This window comes from Silanimonas lenta DSM 16282 (assembly GCF_000429065.1).
GTDB classification, from domain to species: Bacteria; Pseudomonadota; Gammaproteobacteria; order Xanthomonadales; family Xanthomonadaceae; genus Silanimonas; species Silanimonas lenta.
This window is the reverse complement of the sequence record NZ_KE386844.1, coordinates 24,251-40,385: the sequence shown is the minus strand read 5'-3', so window position 1 is coordinate 40,385 and position 16,135 is coordinate 24,251. Positions and strand designations below refer to the sequence as shown.

Genomic DNA, 16,135 nt, shown 5'->3' with positions numbered 1-16,135 from the left:
GCATAGCATGCGCCCCGCCCTGCCGCCACCGTGGCGGCAGGGTGGCGTTCAGCGCAGGATCGGTTCGCGCTCCTGCCCCGGCTGCTGCGGCACACGGCGCAGGGCATGGGCATCCACCCCCTGTCCGGCGAGCCGGCGCGCCAGGGCCTGAAGCTCTCCGTCCTCCAGCACCGGCTCGCGGGAGAAGATCCAGGCGAGTTTCCGGTCCGGGGTGGCGAGCAGGGCCGTGCGGCCATCCTCCGACACCTCCAGCACCTGCAGGCGGGTGGAGAAGGGCCAGACGAAGCGCACCTTCCATTCCCGGTTGCCGCTGCCCGGCACCACCGAGGACAGGCCGCGCCAGGTGCGGTCGGGCCCGTCGAAGCGGCGCCTGAAGACGAACAGGTTCTCCACCCGGCCGTCCTCGCGCAGGGCGTACACGTCGCGTGTGGCCACTTTTCCGTTCTCGAAGAAATAGGGCACGTGGGCCACCACATGCCAGGTGCCCATGAAGGCGGGGAGGTCGAGCGGGGTGGCATCGGCGGGCATGGGGCGGGGCTCCGGGGCGTGGGTGCAGGCGCCGAGCAGCAGCGCGGCAAGCAAGGTGAGGGCGGCGTGGCGAAGGCGGCGCATGGCGGTCTCCCGAGGAACCACGCGAGCCTCGCGCGGCGGGAGCGAACGCCCCGTGACTTTGGTCATGCGGGCCGGGCAGGGGGCGGGGGGTATGCTCGGGCCTTCCCATCCGGCCCCCGTGGAGACCCCATGCGTTCCCGCCGCCTCCCCCTCGCGATCACGCTTGCCGCCGCCCTGATGACCAGCGCCCTGTCCGCCGCCGATCCTGCCCCCGCTCCCGCCGATCCCTGGCTCTGGCTGGAAGAGGTGGAAGGCCAGCGTCCGCTCGACTGGGTGCGCGAGCAGAACGCCACCACCACGGCCCTGCTGGAGGCCGAGCCCGGCTTCCAGGCACTGCGCACCGACCTGCTCGCCATCCTCGATTCGAATGCGCGCATTCCCTTCGTCAGCAAGCAGGGCGAGTACTTCTACAACTTCTGGCGCGACGCCAAGAACCCGGCCGGCCTGTGGCGGCGCACCACGCTGGAGGAGTACCGCAAGCCCGAGCCGGCCTGGGAGGTACTGATCGACCTCGACGCCATCAACCAGGCCGAGAACATGAACTGGGTGTGGCGCGGCGCCAACTGCCTGCGCCCGGCCTACGCGCGCTGCCTCGTCTCGCTCTCGCGCGGCGGCGCCGATGCCATCGTGGTACGCGAATGGGACATGGCCAGCCGCCGCTTCGTCGAGGATGGCTTCGTGCTGCCCGAGGCCAAGGGCGGCGTGGCCTGGCGTGACGCCGACAGCGTCTATGTCTATACCGATTTCGGGCCCGGCTCGATGACCCGTTCGGGCTACCCGCGCATCGTGAAGGAGTGGCGGCGCGGCACGCCGCTTTCCGAGGCGAAGGTGGTGTACGAGGGCAAGGCCGATGACATGTACATCGCCGGCTACCGCGATCTTACCCCCGGCTTCGAGCGCGACTTCGTCAGCCGCACCCTGGCCTTCTACAACGACGAGCTCTACCTGCGCGGCGCCGATGGCAGCCTCACGAAGATCGACGCCCCCAACAGCGCCAGCAAGAGCGTCTACCGCGAATGGCTGGTGCTGGAGCTGCGCGAGGACTACACGGTGGGCGGCCGCACCTATCCCAAGGGCGCGCTGATCGCCACCAGGTTCGACGACTTCATGGCCGGTGGCCGCGACTTCGACCTGCTGTTCGAGCCCAGCGCCACCACGGCGCTCGCTGGCATGTCGCCCACCCGTAACCACCTCGTGCTCAACGTGCTCGAGGACGTGAAGAACCGCCTCTACGTGCTCACCTACGCCAATGGCCGCTGGAGCCGCGAGCCGCTGGCGGGGGCCCCGGCCTTCGGCACGGTCTCGCTCTCCCCGGTGGATGCCGATGAGGGCGACGACTATTTCCTCACCGTCACCGACTACCTCACGCCCACCACCCTGATGATGGGCAGCATCGGCCGCGCGCCAGAGCCGCTGAAGCAGCTCCCGGCCTTCTTCGACGCCACCGGCCTCGAGATCAGCCAGCACTTCGCCACCAGCAAGGATGGTACCCGCGTGCCCTACTTCATGGTGGCGCGGAAGGACCTTCCGAAGAACGGCAGGAACCCGACCCTGCTCTACGGCTACGGCGGCTTCGAGATCTCGCTCACCCCGTCCTATTCGGCCGCGGTCGGCCGTGCCTGGCTCAGCGAGGGCGGGGTGTACGTGGTGGCCAACATCCGCGGCGGCGGCGAGTACGGCCCGCGCTGGCACCAGGCGGCGCTGAAGGAGAACCGCCTGCGTGCCTACGAGGACTTCGCTGCCGTGGCGGAAGACCTGATCCAGCGCGGCATCACCTCGCCGAAGCATCTCGGCATCCAGGGCGGCAGCAACGGCGGCCTTTTGGTCGGCAACATGACCGTGCTCTACCCGGAGCTGTTCGGCGCCGTGGTCTGCCAGGTGCCCCTGCTCGACATGCGCCGCTACAACCAGCTGCTGGCCGGTGCCTCGTGGATGGCCGAGTACGGCAACCCGGATGATCCGGCGCAGTGGGAGTTCATCCGCCGCTTCTCGCCCTACCACAACGTGAAGCCGGACGTGAAATATCCGCCGGTGCTGTTCACCACCTCCACCCGCGACGACCGCGTGCACCCCGGCCACGCCCGCAAGATGTTCGCGCTGATGCAGTCGATGGGCCACCCGGTCTACTACTACGAGAACATCGAGGGGGGCCACGGTGGCGCTGCCAACAATGCCCAGAGCGCCTACATGAACGCGCTTGCCTACACCTTCCTCAAGAAGACGCTGTTCACGGAGTGATGCCGATGTCCCCCCGCCCTGCCCGCGCCCTGCCGCGCCGCCAGTCCTTCGCCCCCCTGGGCCTCGCCCTTGCCGCCGGCCTTGCCGCGCCGCTGGCCTCCGCCGCGCTGCCTGCGCCGCCGGTGGCGGAGAAGCGCCCGCACGAGGTGAAGGCGCCGCATGGCGCCGTGCGCATCGACGAGTACTACTGGCTGCGCGACGATACGCGCACCAATCCGGAGATGCTGGCCTATCTCGAGGCCGAGAACGCCTACGCCGATGCCGTACTGGCGCCGCTCGCGCCGCTGAAGCAGCGCCTCTACGACGAGATCGTCGGCCGCATCCAGCAGGACGATGCCAGCGTGCCCTACTTCGAGGATGGCTACTGGTACTACTCGCGCTTCGAGGCCGGGAAGGACTATCCCATCGTGGCCCGCCGCAAGGGCACGATGGAGGCGCCGGAGGAAATCCTGCTCGACCAGAACGCCATGGCCGCCGGCAAGGACTTCTTCCAGGTCGGCACCTGGGAGGTGAGCCCCGATGGCACGAAGCTGGCCTGGGCCGAAGACCTCAACGGCCGCCGCCAGTACACGATCAAGGTCAAGGACATCGCCAGCGGCGAGCTGCTGGACGAGGCCGTGACCGGGGCCAGCGCCAACATCGTCTGGGGCGACGACAACCGGACGATCTGGTACGTCGAGAACGACCCCAAGACCCTGCTCACCACCCACGTCAAGACGCATGTCATCGGCACTCCGGTCTCGCAGGACAAGACCGTCTACACCGAGGCCGACACCAGCTTCTACATGGGCATCGGCCGCACCCGCTCGAAGCAGTACATCTGCATTGGCGTGCAGAGCACGGTGTCCTCGGAGCAGCGCTGCACCAGGGCTTCCGAGCCCGGCGAGTTCTTCGTGATCGCCCCGCGCGAGCGCGACGTGGAGTACAACGCCGACCACTACGCCGGCCGCTGGGTCATCACCACCAACTGGCAGGCGCCGAACTACCGCATCATGACCGCGGCCGAGGACGCGCTCGGCAGCCGCGAGAACTGGCGCGAGCTGGTGCCGCACAAGGACGACGTGCTGATCGAGGGCATCGAGCTGTTCGACGGCTTCATGGCCATCGGCGAGCGCTCGGAAGGCCTGCGCCGCATCCGCATCCTCAAGGACGGCGGCGAGAGCCAGTACGTCAAGTCCGACGAGCCGGCCTACACCATGGGCCTTGGCATGAACCCGATGCCCGATACCCCGTGGGTGCGCTACACCTACACCTCCTTCACCACCCCGAACACCACCTACGAGGTGAACGTCGAGACCGGCGAGCGCCGGCTGCTGAAGCGCGACCCGGTGCTGGGGGGCTATGACCCCGCCAACTATGTCACCGAGCGCGTCTGGGTGCCGGCCCGCGACGGCAAGGCCCGCATCCCGGTCTCGCTGGTCTACCGCAAGGGCCTGGCGAAGGACGGCACGGCCCCGATGCTGCAGTACGCCTACGGCAGCTACGGCAGTTCGCAGGACCCGCGCTTCTCGGTGCAGCTGCCCTCGCTGCTCGACCGCGGCGTGGTCTATGCCCTGGCCCACATCCGCGGCGGGCAGGAACTGGGCCGCGCCTGGTACGACGACGGAAAGCTGTTCAACAAGAAGAACACCTTCACCGACTTCATCGACGTGACCGACTGGCTGGTGGCGAACGGCTACGCGGCGAAGGACCGGGTGGCGGCCATGGGCGGCAGCGCCGGCGGCCTGCTGATGGGCGCGGTGGCCAATATGGCGCCGGAGAAGTACCGGGTGATGCTCTCGCTGGTGCCCTTCGTCGACGTGGTGACCACCATGCTCGACCCCAGCATCCCGCTCACTACCAACGAGTACGACGAGTGGGGCAACCCCGAGCAGGAGGATTTCTACGCCTACATGCTCTCCTACTCGCCCTACGACCAGATCGAGGCCAAGGCCTACCCGGCGATGTTCGTCGGCACCGGCCTCTGGGATTCGCAGGTGCAGTACTGGGAGCCGGCGAAGTACGTGGCCCGGCTGCGGGCGAAGAAGACCGACGACAATCTCCTCGTCTTCCGCACCAACATGGAAGCCGGCCACGGCGGCAAGTCGGGGCGCTTCCGCCGCTTCGCCGAGGCCGCCGAGTACTACGCCTTCATGCTCGACCAGTTGGGGGTGGAGAAGGGGAACTAGGCGCTCTTCGCTGCATTCGATTGCATCCCGCGCCGCCCGGGGCGGCGCTGCGGCGCGGGCTGGCTACACTCGGGGCTCCCTCACTGCCGACGAGGCGATGAATGCGCCTGCTCCCGCTGCCCCTGCTGCTCGCCGCCCTGCTCGTCGCGCCGGTCGCCGCCCAAACGGGCAGCCCGGTGCGCCAGGACCTCGTCGGCACCACCGAGCCGATGGCCGAGCATGCGGTGTATTTCGTGCTCACCGACCGCTTCGTCAACGGCGATCCTACGAACGACCAGCGCGAACAGGGCCTGCCGGACCACGGCACTTTCGACCGGGTGACGCCCGGCGCGCCGCCGGGCCGCACCGACAACGCCGGCTATCTTGGCGGTGATTTCCGCGGCCTGCTCGACAACGCCGGCTACATCCGCGACATGGGCTTCGGCGCGGTCTGGCTCTCGCCCATCGTCGAGAACCCCAACGAGGCCTTCTCCGGCGGCGAGGCGGTGGTCTGGGGCGGGCACTTCACCGATCGCGGCAAGACCGGCTATCACGGCTACTGGGGCACCAACTTCTTCCGCGTGGACGAGCACTGGCCGAGCGAGGGCCTGGGCTTCCGCGAGCTCACCGAGGGCCTGCGCGCCCGCGGCCTCAAGACCGTGCTCGACATCGTGCTGAACCACGGCTCGCCGGCCTTCGGCGCGCCGGCGCAGCGCGACGACTTCGGCAAGCTCTTCGACGCCGAGGGCCGGCTGCTGGCCGACCACCAGAACCTGCATCCGAAGCGCCTGCGCCCGGACAGAGAGCCGCTGCACGCCTTCTTCAATACGAAGCCCGACATCGCCCAGCTCGCCGACTTCAACGAAGACAACCCGGCGGTGCTGGAGTACTTCGTGGCCGCCTACCTCAAGTGGATCGAGGAGGGCGCCGATGCCTTCCGGGTGGACACCATCAAGCACATGCCGCATTCGTTCTGGAAGCGCTTCACCGACCGCATCCGCGCCGTGCACCCGGGCTTCTTCCTGTTCGGCGAGGCCTTCGACTACGACCCCGAGGTACTGGGGGCCTTCACCCGGCCGGAGAACGGCGGCATCGCCGTGCTCGACTTCCCGCTGCAGAAGGCCATGGGTGAGGTGTTCGGCCGGCCGCGCACCGGCTTCGAGGCCATCGAGCGGGTGCTGTTCCTCGAGGGCGGGCCCTATGCCAACCCCTACGAGCTGATGACCTTCCACGACAACCACGACATGCCGCGGCTGGACGCCGACGATGCCGGTTTCATCAATGCCCACAACCTGCTGTTCACGGTGCGCGGCATCCCGGTCGTCTACTACGGCTCGGAGATCGGCTTCGAGCGCGGCACCGCCGAGCATGCCGGCAACCGCAATTACTTCGGCCAGGCACGCATCGACGCCGCGCCGGCACATCCCATCCACCAGGCGCTGCGGCGCATCGCCCGGCTGCGTGCCCAGACCCCGGCCCTGCAGCGCGGCCTGCAGCTCAACCTGCTGTTCGAGGGCGAGCGCGCGGCCTTCTACCGCGTGTACGAGCAGGGCGCGGTGGCGCAGACGGCGCTGGTGCTGCTGAACAAGGGCGATGCGGCGGCCGAGTTCCGGCTCACCGGTCCCCTGCAGCCGGGGCGCTGGCGCGAGGCCCTGGAGGGCCGCACGCTGGAGCTGCGCGAGGGTGAGGCCTTCGAGGCCCGGGTGCCGGCGAACGGCGTGCAGGTGTATCTCTACGAGCGGCCGCTCACCGCCCTGGCGCTGCGCGCGGCGGTGGAGGCGATGCGTCGGCCCTGAGCCGAAGCCGCCTCAGGGCTGGGGCGCGTCCCCGCCGGCCGGCGCGGCAAAGTCGATGGCGAGCGGCCGGCCGAGCAGGCGTTCCATGGGCAGGGGCCAGAGCCCCAGCGGTGCCACCCGCTGCATCGCCTCCTGCGGCGAGAGGCCGCGCTCGCGCACCAGCCAGGCGGCATAGAGCTGGCCGGCGCGGGCACCGGTGCCGCAGTGCAGCAGCAATTCGCCGCCCTTGGCCATCTCGGCGCTGAAGGCATCCAGCACCGCGGGGCTGAAGCCGCCGCTGCTCGGCACCGGCAGCACGCGGTAGTCGAGCCCGGCGGATGCAGCGGCAGCGGCGGGATCGAAGCCGAGGGTGGCGGTCTCCTCGGGCGTGCGCAGGTTGATCACCCGGGTGATGCCCCGGGCCCGGACCGCGGCGAAGTCTTCGGCGCCCGGCTGCGGGCCCAGCAGCACATTGTCGAGGCGCAGGCTGCGTTCGAGGAAGGGCGCGGCGGGCGCGCTGGCCGGAGGTGTGGCGGCGGTCTTGGCGGGCTCCGGACGGCTGGCGCAGGCGCCGAGCAGCAGGCTGGAGGCGAGGAGGGTGCAAAGGGCGGCGGGTTTCATGCTCATCGGGCCTGGCTGGACGTGGCGGGGCGGGAGCGGGGGAGGGCGGCGCCGCAGCTCTGCCGCACCACCAGGGTGGGCAGCAGCACTTCGCTTTCGACCGGCTCGCCGCGGATCTCGCGGATCAGGGTGTTCACCAGTTTCTCGCCGGCGAGCTTGGTGTCCTGCATCACGGTGGTGAGCGGCGGGTTGCAGAAAGCCGCCACCGGCTGGTCGTCGAAGCCGACCACGGCCACGTCCTCGGGCACGCGGCGCCCCTGTTCCAGCAGGGCGCGCAAAGCGCCGATGGCGATCAGGTCGGAGGCGCAGAACAGGGCATCGAAGGCCACGCCGCGGGCGAACAGGGCCTGGGCAGCGGCGTAGCCGGCGAGCTCGGTGGAATCCACCACGTCCACCTGCAGGGCCGGCTCGGTGCAAAGCCCGGCTTCGGCGAGGCTGTCGCACAGGCCGAGGTAGCGGTCGCGGAACTCGGGCGCGGTGGGGCGGTTGGCGCCGAGGAAGGCCACGCGGCGGCGGCCGAGGGCGGCGAGGTGGCGGCCCACCACCTGACCGCCATGGCGGTTGTCGCTGCCGATCGAGACCCCGGGCTGGTCCTCGAACACCGGTCCCCAGCGGACGAAATGCGTGCCTTGCTCCACGAGGCGCTGCAGGCGGCCACGGGTGCTGTGCCAGTCGCCGTAGCCGAGCAGGATCAGGCCGTCGGCCTTGTGCGCGTCCTGGTAGTCGGCATGCCAGTCTTCGCTGAACTGCTGGAAGCTCACCAAAAGGTCGTAGCCCTGGCGCGCGCAGGCGCGGGTGATCGAGCCCAGCATGGTGAGGAAGAAGGGGTTGATCAGGGTGTCGTTCGGGGTCGGGTCCTCGAACAGCAGCAGGGCCAGGGTGACCGCGCTCTGGCGCCGCAGATTGGAGGCGTTCTTGTCGACCTTGTAGTTGAGCTCGCGGGCGATCTGGCGGATGCGCCGGCGCGTTTCCTCGCTCACCAGCGGGCTGTCGCGCAGGGCGCGCGAGACCGTGGCCTGCGAGACCCCGGCGCGGTAGGCGATGTCGAAGGAAGTGGGGCGGGATTTCCGGGCCATCGGCCGGAGGATACCCCGGCGCGCCGGGGCGGGGCTCAAGGCGCCGTGGATGGCGGTGGCGCGCTCAGGCCGGGCGCAGGCCCACGGCCGCGCGTGCGAGAGCCTCGATCCGCGCCCAGTCGCCGCGGGCGATGGCGTCCTTCGGCAGCATCCACGAGCCGCCCACGGTGCCGACGTTCGGCAGGGCGAGGAAGGCCGGGGCGCTGCCGGCATCGAGGCCGCCGGTAGGACAGAAGCGCGCCTGCGGGAAGGGGCCGGCGAAGGCCTTGAGCGTGGCCGTGCCGCCCGCGGGCATGGCGGGGAAGAACTTGAAGCGCTGGTGGCCGTGGGCAAGGCCCTGCATCACCTCGCTGGCGGTGGCCACGGCCGGCAGCCAGGCGATCGGGCTGGCCTCGGCGGCGGCATACAGGGCGGGTGTTGCCCCAGGGCTGATGGCGAAGGTGCAGCCGGCGTTCGCCGCGGCGTCGAGGTCGGTCGGCGTGAGCACGGTGCCGGCACCGAGCACTGCCTCCGGCACCTCGGCAGCGATGCGCCGCATCGCCTCGAGCGCCGCCGGCGTGCGCAGCGTGACCTCCAGCACCGGCAGTCCCCCGGCCACGAGGGCGCGGGCCAGGGGGACGGCCTGATCGATGGTTTCGATGACGATCACCGGCAGCACCGGCGCCCTGGCGAATACGGCATCGATCGCCGCATTGCGCTTCTCCGTCGTCCAGTTCATCGCCCCGATACTCCCCTGCCTGTCGATGCCCGCTTCACTGTTCCCTCTTTCCTCTTTCCTCTTTCCTCGCTTCACCACTCGCTGCTCATTCTGCCGCCCGTAGTGCACAGGCAGCGCCCAGCAGGCCCGGCTGCGGATGGGTGATGACATGCAGGCTGACTTTCTCGAGGTAGGCGGCGAAACGGCCCTTGGCGAGAAAGCGTTCGCGGAAGGCGCTGGCCTGCAGGAAGGGGATGAAGCGCGGCACGATGCCGCCGGCGATCATCACACTCTTCGCCCCATGGATCAGCGCGGTATCGCCGGCCACGCTGCCGAGCACGGCGCAGAAGCGGGCGAGGGTGCGGCGGGCATCGAGGTCGTGGCCCTCCAGCGCCGCTTCGACGATGGCGGCGGGGTCGCGCAGCACGCTGGCGCGCTCGCCCAGGGGCCCGGGGCCGGTGCCGGGGTCGCGCAGGGCGGCTTCGATGTGCGAGAGCCCGGCGCCGCAGAGCAGGCGCTCGTTGCTGGTGCGGCCGAAGCGCTGGTTCATCCAGCGCTGGATCTTCTGCTCCTCCTCGCCGATGGGGGCGAAGCTGACGTGCCCGCCTTCGGTTTCCACCACCTGCCAGCCGCGCCGGGCATCGCCCACCAGCAGGGCCACGCCGAGGCCGGTGCCGGGGCCGAGCACGCTCACCGGGCCGCGCGTGGGCAGGGCAGGGTCGCCATGCAGCGGCACTACGTCGCCGGGCGCGAGCGCCGGCACCGACCAGGCCACGGCGCCGAAATCGTTCAGCACTTCGAGGCGCTCGAAGCCGAGCACGGCCTGCAGTTCGCGGCGGGAGAAGGCCCAGGCGCGGTTGGTGAGGCGGATGGCATCGCCATCCACCGGGCAGGCCACGGCGATCGCGGCCTGCACTGGCGCCACGCCGATGCCGGCGAGGTAGGCCTCGGCGGCGTGCTGCAGGCTGGCGTAGCCGCCGCAGGGCAGGTTCTGCACCGCGTGCAGGGCCGGGCGCGGCGCGGCGAGATCGGTGAGGGCGAAGCGGGCATTGGTGCCGCCGATGTCGGCGACCAGGGCGGGGCGCTGCAGCGCCGGGGCCGCGGCGGTGGCGGTGACGGGGTGCGGGTTCATGGGCCCTGGCTCCCGAACAGGGCGCAGGCGCCCTCCTCGGCATTGCCGGCGGCGGCGCGGAATACCGCGAACAGCTCGCGGCCTACGCCGAACTGGTTGCCCGAGACGTCCATGGGGGCGGGCGGGCGGGCCGCCCACTCGGCCTCCGGCACCGCCACCTCGAGGGTCGCGGCCTCGGCGTCGATGGTGACGAGGTCGCCTTCGCGCAGTTTCGCGATCGGCCCGTCGGCCACCGCCTCCGGCACGAGGTGGATGGCGGCCAGCACCTTGCCCGAGGCCCCGCTCATGCGCCCGTCGGTGAGCAGGGCCACGCGCTGGCCGCGGTCCTGCAGCAGGCCGAGCGTCGGCGTGAGCTTGTGCAGCTCCGGCATGCCATTCGCCCTGGGGCCCTGGCCGCGCACCACGGCCACGAAATCGCCTTCGAGCCGGCCCGCCCTGAAGGCGGCGAGCAGGGCGTCCTGGTCCTCGAACACCCGGGCCGGCGCAGTGATGCGCCGGTGCTCCGGGGCCACCGCCGAGACCTTCACCACGGCACGGCCGAGGCGGCCGGTGAGGAGGCGAAGGCCGCCTTCGGCATCGAAGGGCCGGACCACCGGGCGCAGGACGTCGAGGTCGCCACTGGCGCGTGGCGGCTCGTGCCAGACGAGCCGCGTGCCCTCGAGCCGCGGCTCGAGCGCCTGCCGGGAAAGATCGCCGCCATGCACGCATTTGATGTCGCCATGCAGCAGGCCGGCTTGCAGCAGCTCGCGGATCACGAAGCCAAGGCCGCCGGCGGCATGGAAGTGGTTCACGTCGGCCTGGCCGTTCGGATAGACGCGGGCCAGCAGCGGTGTGGCCCGCGACAGTTCATCGAGATCGCCCCAGTCGATGCGCAGGCCGGCGGCGCGGGCGATGGCGACGAGATGGATGGCATGGTTGGTGGAGCCGCCGGTGGCGGCCAGCCCGACCATGGCATTCACGATGGCCTTCTCGTCGACCACATGCCCGACGGGCCGCCAGTCCGGCCCCAGCGCGGTGATGCGCAGGGCCTGCTCGGTGGCGGCCACGGTGAGGGCGTCGCGCAGCGCGGTGCCCGGGTTGACGAAAGCCGCGCCCGGCAGGTGCAGGCCCATCACCTCCATCAGCATCTGGTTGGAGTTGGCGGTGCCGTAGAAGGTGCAGGTGCCGGGAGCGTGGTAGCTCGCCGATTCGGCCGCCAGCAGTTCCTCGCGCGTGGCCTTGCCCTCGGCATAGCGCTGGCGCACCGCCGCCTTCTCCTTGTTGGGCAGGCCGGAGGGCATGGGGCCGGCCGGCACGAAGATCACCGGCAGGTGGCCGAAGGCGAGCGCGCCCATCAGCATGCCGGGCACGATCTTGTCGCAGACGCCCAGCATCAGCGCGGCGTCGAACATGTCGTGCGAGAGGGCGATGGCGGTGGCCTGGGCGATGGTGTCGCGCGACCACAGCGAGAGCTCCATGCCGGTGCGGCCCTGGGTCACGCCGTCGCACATCGCCGGCACGCCGCCGGCCACCTGTGCGGTGCCGCCGGCATTGCGCGCGGCCATCCGGATCAGCTCGGGATAGGTGGCGAAGGGCTGGTGCGCCGAGAGCATGTCGTTGTACGCGGTGACGATGCCGAGGTTCGGCTTCACCTGCCGCTTCAGCGCGTCCTTGTCTTCGCCCGAGGCGGCGAAGCCATGGGCCAGGTTGCCGCAGGAGAGGCGGGCGCGGGCGGTGCCCCCGAGGCGCGCGGCCTCGATGCGGGCGAGGTAGGCGCGGCGGCTCTCCGCACTGTGTTCGCGGATGCGTTCGGTGACGCGCTCGACGACGGGATGCAGGGACATTCAGGGGCTCCAGTGGATCGCCAGGTCCGGCGCGGCGGCCAGCAGGGCATGGATCGGGGCCTCGCTGGCCGGGCGGGTGCGCGCCCATTCCAGCGCGGCGCGCTTGGCCTCACCGGAGATCATCAGCAGCAGGGCATGCGTGGCGACCAGACGGGAGAGCGTGAGCGAGACACGCGGGTAGGGAGCCTCGGGCGGCAGCGGGTCGGGGACGAGTGCCACCACCGGCCTGCGGTCACCGGCATCGAGCGCGGCAGGCGGCGTCACCTTGGGGAACAGCGAGGCGAAATGGGCATCGCTGCCCATGCCGAGCAGCACGGCGTCGAAGGCGCGCGGATGCAGGGGCGCGAGGCTGGCCTCGGCGGTGGCGAGGGTGGCGGCATGGCCTGGCGCGAAGGCGGCGGGATCGGCATCGGCCGGCGCCAGCGGGTGCAGCCGGACGCCAAAGGCCGCGGCGAAGGCCTCGGCCAGCGCGCGCTCGTTGCGCCGCTCGTGCCCGGCAGGCACCCAGCGCTCGTCGCTGGCCACGAGATGCACCCGCGACCAGGGCAGATCCATGGCCGCCAGCCGGCGATAGGCCGCGAAGGGCGTGCTGCCGCCGGCCAGGGCCAGCCAGGCCTCGCCCTGCGCCGCCACGCCGCGGCGGATCGCCTCGGCCAGGGCCGCGGCCACCGCGCCGGCGAGGGCCTCGGCATCGGCATGCACGGTGAGGGGCAGGGGGCTCATGCCGCGGCACTCCGGAGGCTCATTCGCGCCAGCTGTGGCCATGGCGTTCGGGCAGGGCCAGTGCCGCCGTCGGCCCCCAGGTGCCGGCGGGATAGGGCTTCGGCTCCTGGCCGCGTGCGGTCCAGCCGCCGAGGATCTGGTCCACCCAGGTCCAGGCCGCCTCGATCTCGTCGCGGCGCACGAACAGGGTGCCGTTGCCCTGCAGGGCGTCGAGGTAGAGCCGTTCGTAGGCGATGCGCCGCCGCTCGTGGGCGAAGGCATCGTGCAGGTCGAGGTCCAGCGCCACCTGCGAGAGCCGCAGGCCGCCGCGGTCGAGGCCGGGGGTCTTGCTCATCAGCATCATCGAGATGCGCTCCTCCGGCTGCAGGCGGATCAGCAGGGCATTCGGCTCCGGCCGTGCGCCCTCGCCATCGAAGATCGAGTGCGGCACGGCGCGCAGCTTCACGAAGATCTCGGTGGCGCGGCGCGGCAGGCGCTTGCCGGTGCGCAGGTAGAAGGGCACGCCGCTCCAGCGCCAGTTGTCGATGTGGGCGCGGATGGCCACGAAGCTCTCGGTGCGGCTCTTCCGGCCCAGCTCGTCGGCATAGCCCGGCACCGCCCGGCCGTCGATGGCGCCGGCGGTGTACTGGCCGGCCACGGTGTGGGTGGCCACGTCCTCGCCTTCGATGGGCCGCAGCGAGCGCAGCACCTTCAGCTTCTCGTTGCGCACCGCCGAGGGTTCGAAGTGGGAAGGGGGCTCCATGGCCGTCAGGGTGAGCAGCTGCAGCAGGTGGTTCTGCACCATGTCGCGCATGGCGCCGCTCTCGTCGTAGTAGCCGCCGCGGCCCTCGAGGCCCACCGTCTCGGCCACGGTGATCTGCACCTGCTCGACGAAGCGCGAGTTCCACAGCGGCTCGAACAGGGCATTGCCGAAGCGCAGGGCCAGCAGGTTCTGCACCCCCTCCTTGCCGAGGTAGTGGTCGACGCGGAACACCTGTGCCTCGCGGAATACCTGCGCCACGGCCTCGTTGATGGCGATGGAGCTTCCGAGGTCGTGGCCGATCGGCTTTTCCAGCATCACCCGCATGCGGGCGTCGGCCACGCCGCCGGCCGAGAGCGCCTGGCAGATCGGGCCGTAGAACTTCGGCGCGGTGGAGAGGTGCACCAGGGTGTCGCCCTCGCCGCGCAGGGCGGCGATGCGGGCGGAGAGGGCGGAGAGCGCGGCGGGATCGTCCACCGAGGCGGGCTGGTAGTCGCAGCGTGCGAGCAGCCGGGACAGCGCCTCCTCCTGCAGTTCGCCCCCCGGCACGGCACGGCGCACCGATTCGGCGACATGGGCGCGGAAGGCCTCGCCGTCCATGGGGCTGCGCGCCGTGCCCAGCAGCCGCAGCGGTCCTGGCAGCAGGCCGTCGCGCTCCAGCGCATAGAGCGAGGGCAGCAGCATGCGCTGGGCAAGATCGCCGGTGGCGCCGAAGAGCACGAAGAGGGAGGCGTCCTGGGTCATCGGAAGCAAGGCGCGGGGCATCGGCGGTACCGTGGCCCGCCAGCCTAATCCTTCGCATGAGCGGCTGCCCGTGCCGGCTGGCGAGGCGCAAACGTATTCATCGCCGGTGCCATGCCGTGGCTATACTCGGGAGCATTTCCCGACCGGCCTCCGCCCGGCCCGCCTGCTGCCATGAAGCGTCCCTGCCTCGCCCTCGTCCTCATCGCCGCCACGCTGCTGCTTCTTGCCGCCTGCGGCAACAAGGGCGATCTCGTGCGCCCTTCGCCGAAGGCCGAGGCCGCGTTGGCATGAGCGCCACGGCGCCGCGGCGCCGGCGCTTCAGCAAGATGCAGGGGGCCGGCAACGATTTCGTGCTGCTCGACCTGCGCGATGGCAGCCCGCCGCCCGGTGCCGGCGAGGTGGCGCGCATGGCCGACCGCCATTTCGGCATCGGCTGCGACCAGCTGCTCACCATCGAGCCGCCCTCGGCTCCCGGACTCGTGGCCGACTACCGGATCTGGAATGCCGATGGCAGCGCCGCCGGGCAGTGCGGCAACGGCGCCCGCTGCGTGGCCGCCTGGCTGCGCCGCGACGGGGCGGCGGCCGGCGCGCGCTTCGCGATGGGCAGTCCCGCCGGGCGCATCGAGGTGGAATGCCTGGACGATGGCACGGTGCGTCTTGCCATGGCAGTGCCCGATTTCCGCCCCGGAGCGGTCCCGCTCGCCGTGCCGGATGCGCGGCTGCGCTACGTGGCGCGCACCGCCGCCGGCGATCTTGCCTTTGGCGCGGTGTCGATGGGCAACCCGCATGCCGTGCTCGAGGTACAGGATCTCGCTGCCACCGAGGTGGCCCGGCTCGGCCCGGCCCTGCAGGCCAGCGGCCTGTTCCCCGAGGGGGTGAACGTGGGCTTCGCCGAGGTGCACGGCCCCGATCACCTCGGCCTCCGGGTCTTCGAACGCGGGGTCGGCGAGACCCTGGCCTGTGGCAGCGGCGCCTGCGCCGCGGTGGCGGTGCTGGCGCGGCAGGGGCGGGTCGGCCCGTCGGTGCGCATCGATCTGCCCGGCGGCAGCCTGCACATCGACTGGGCCGGCGAGGGCCACCCGGTGTTCATGCGCGGCCCGGCCGCGTTCGTCTTCGAAGGAGAGTGGATCGATGGCTGAGGAACGCAGTGCGCGGCTCGAGGCCGCGGAAGTCGCCAACTGGCTGCGCCGCCATCCGCGCTTCCTCGAGCAGCATCCCGATCTCGCCCTTCTCCTGGTGGTGCCGAAGGACCAGGGGGGCAGCGCCTCGCTGGCCGGCTACCAGCTCGAGGTGCTGCGCGAGAAGAACCGCGAACTCACCCGGCGGCTGCACGAGCTCTCGCTGAACGCGCAGGAAAACGAGCGGCTCGCGGTGCGTACCCACCAGCTCACCCTGGCCCTGATGCGGGCCCGCAGCGTGCCCGACACCCTGCGCACCCTGGTGGCGGTGCTCGGCGAGGATTTCGCCGGCGAGCAGGTGCGGGTACTGCTGCATGCCGCGCCCGTCGGGCTCGAGGCGGCCCCCTGGCTGCAGGTGCTGCCGGAGGCCGATCCGCGGTTTGCCGCCCTTCGTCCGCTGGTGGCCGGGGGCGAGCCCTACTGCGGCCGGCCCGATCCGGAGCGTGGCGCCCTGCTGTTCGGCGGGGCGGCTGCCGGCGTGGCCTCCTGCGTGCTGCTGCCCCTGCCCGGCCGGGGCCTCGTGGCCGTGGGCAGTTCCGATGCCAATCGCTTCTACCCTGGCATGGGCACCCTGTTCCTGCGGATGATGGCCGAGGCCCTGGCCACCGCCCTCGACCGCGCGGACTGAGC

The 16,135-nt window shown here is 71.3% G+C and carries 14 protein-coding genes; 6 read left to right on the top strand and 8 right to left on the bottom strand.

From position 1 onward, the window contains the following. Nucleotides 1-48: 48 nt before the first annotated feature. Nucleotides 49-612 (bottom strand): lipocalin family protein, encoded by a 564-nt coding sequence (locus G408_RS0108935; protein ID WP_028770807.1) that lies wholly within the window; start codon nucleotides 610-612, stop codon nucleotides 49-51. A 129-nt stretch (nucleotides 613-741) separates the two neighbouring features. Here G408_RS0108935 and G408_RS0108930 point away from each other — a divergent pair, with 129 nt between their 5' ends. The 3 genes from G408_RS0108930 (at nucleotide 742) to G408_RS0108920 (ending at nucleotide 6,793) form a co-directional block, all read left to right on the top strand. Beyond that, on the top strand, nucleotides 742-2,850 hold the full coding sequence (locus tag G408_RS0108930; protein WP_028770806.1) for a prolyl oligopeptidase family serine peptidase: 2,109 nt from the start codon (nucleotides 742-744) through the stop codon (nucleotides 2,848-2,850). Between the two features lie 5 nt (nucleotides 2,851-2,855). Continuing rightward, complete coding sequence (locus tag G408_RS0108925) at nucleotides 2,856-5,018, top strand: S9 family peptidase (RefSeq protein WP_084628225.1); 2,163 nt, start codon at nucleotides 2,856-2,858, stop codon at nucleotides 5,016-5,018. Nucleotides 5,019-5,119: 101 nt separating this feature from the next. Beyond that, nucleotides 5,120-6,793, top strand: a complete 1,674-nt coding sequence (locus G408_RS0108920) for an alpha-amylase family glycosyl hydrolase (RefSeq protein ID WP_028770804.1) — start codon at nucleotides 5,120-5,122, stop codon at nucleotides 6,791-6,793. Nucleotides 6,794-6,805: 12 nt separating this feature from the next. Here G408_RS0108920 and G408_RS14820 read toward each other — a convergent pair whose 3' ends face one another. The 7 genes from G408_RS14820 to zwf form a co-directional block, all read right to left on the bottom strand. Then, nucleotides 6,806-7,399, bottom strand: coding sequence for a protein tyrosine phosphatase family protein (locus tag G408_RS14820; protein ID WP_084628166.1), 594 nt, complete (start codon nucleotides 7,397-7,399; stop codon nucleotides 6,806-6,808). Further along, a complete protein-coding gene (locus tag G408_RS13960) occupies nucleotides 7,396-8,469 on the bottom strand; it encodes a LacI family DNA-binding transcriptional regulator (protein WP_037412888.1) in 1,074 nt (357 codons plus the stop codon). The genes G408_RS14820 and G408_RS13960 overlap by 4 nt, the downstream gene beginning before the upstream one ends. A 64-nt stretch (nucleotides 8,470-8,533) precedes the next feature. After that, nucleotides 8,534-9,187, bottom strand: a complete 654-nt coding sequence (locus tag G408_RS0108905; RefSeq protein WP_028770803.1) for a bifunctional 4-hydroxy-2-oxoglutarate aldolase/2-dehydro-3-deoxy-phosphogluconate aldolase — start codon at nucleotides 9,185-9,187, stop codon at nucleotides 8,534-8,536. A gap of 85 nt (nucleotides 9,188-9,272) precedes the next feature. Then, on the bottom strand, nucleotides 9,273-10,298 hold the full coding sequence (glk, locus tag G408_RS0108900; protein WP_051282819.1) for a glucokinase: 1,026 nt from the start codon (nucleotides 10,296-10,298) through the stop codon (nucleotides 9,273-9,275). Beyond that, complete coding sequence (gene edd / locus G408_RS0108895; RefSeq protein WP_028770801.1) at nucleotides 10,295-12,121, bottom strand: phosphogluconate dehydratase; 1,827 nt, start codon at nucleotides 12,119-12,121, stop codon at nucleotides 10,295-10,297. Before edd ends, glk begins: the two co-directional genes overlap by 4 nt. After that, on the bottom strand, nucleotides 12,122-12,844 hold the full coding sequence (gene pgl, locus G408_RS0108890) for a 6-phosphogluconolactonase (RefSeq protein WP_051282818.1): 723 nt from the start codon (nucleotides 12,842-12,844) through the stop codon (nucleotides 12,122-12,124). It abuts the gene before it with no gap. A gap of 19 nt (nucleotides 12,845-12,863) precedes the next feature. Beyond that, nucleotides 12,864-14,327: a glucose-6-phosphate dehydrogenase gene (zwf, locus tag G408_RS0108885; protein ID WP_028770799.1), complete on the bottom strand. Its 1,464-nt coding sequence runs from the start codon at nucleotides 14,325-14,327 to the stop codon at nucleotides 12,864-12,866. 171 nt (nucleotides 14,328-14,498) lie between these two features. Between zwf and lptM the strand changes: the two genes are divergently transcribed. From lptM to G408_RS0108870, 3 genes are read left to right on the top strand one after another with little or no spacing between them, the layout of a single operon-like run. Then, a complete protein-coding gene (gene lptM / locus G408_RS15150; RefSeq protein ID WP_156890117.1) occupies nucleotides 14,499-14,618 on the top strand; it encodes an LPS translocon maturation chaperone LptM in 120 nt (39 codons plus the stop codon). Continuing rightward, nucleotides 14,615-15,466, top strand: a complete 852-nt coding sequence (dapF, locus tag G408_RS0108875; RefSeq protein ID WP_028770798.1) for a diaminopimelate epimerase — start codon at nucleotides 14,615-14,617, stop codon at nucleotides 15,464-15,466. The genes lptM and dapF overlap by 4 nt, the downstream gene beginning before the upstream one ends. Further along, the gene (locus tag G408_RS0108870) at nucleotides 15,459-16,133 is read left to right on the top strand and encodes a DUF484 family protein (RefSeq protein ID WP_028770797.1); all 675 of its coding nucleotides are present in this window, start codon (nucleotides 15,459-15,461) and stop codon (nucleotides 16,131-16,133) included. Before dapF ends, G408_RS0108870 begins: the two co-directional genes overlap by 8 nt. Nucleotides 16,134-16,135: the final 2 nt, after the last annotated feature.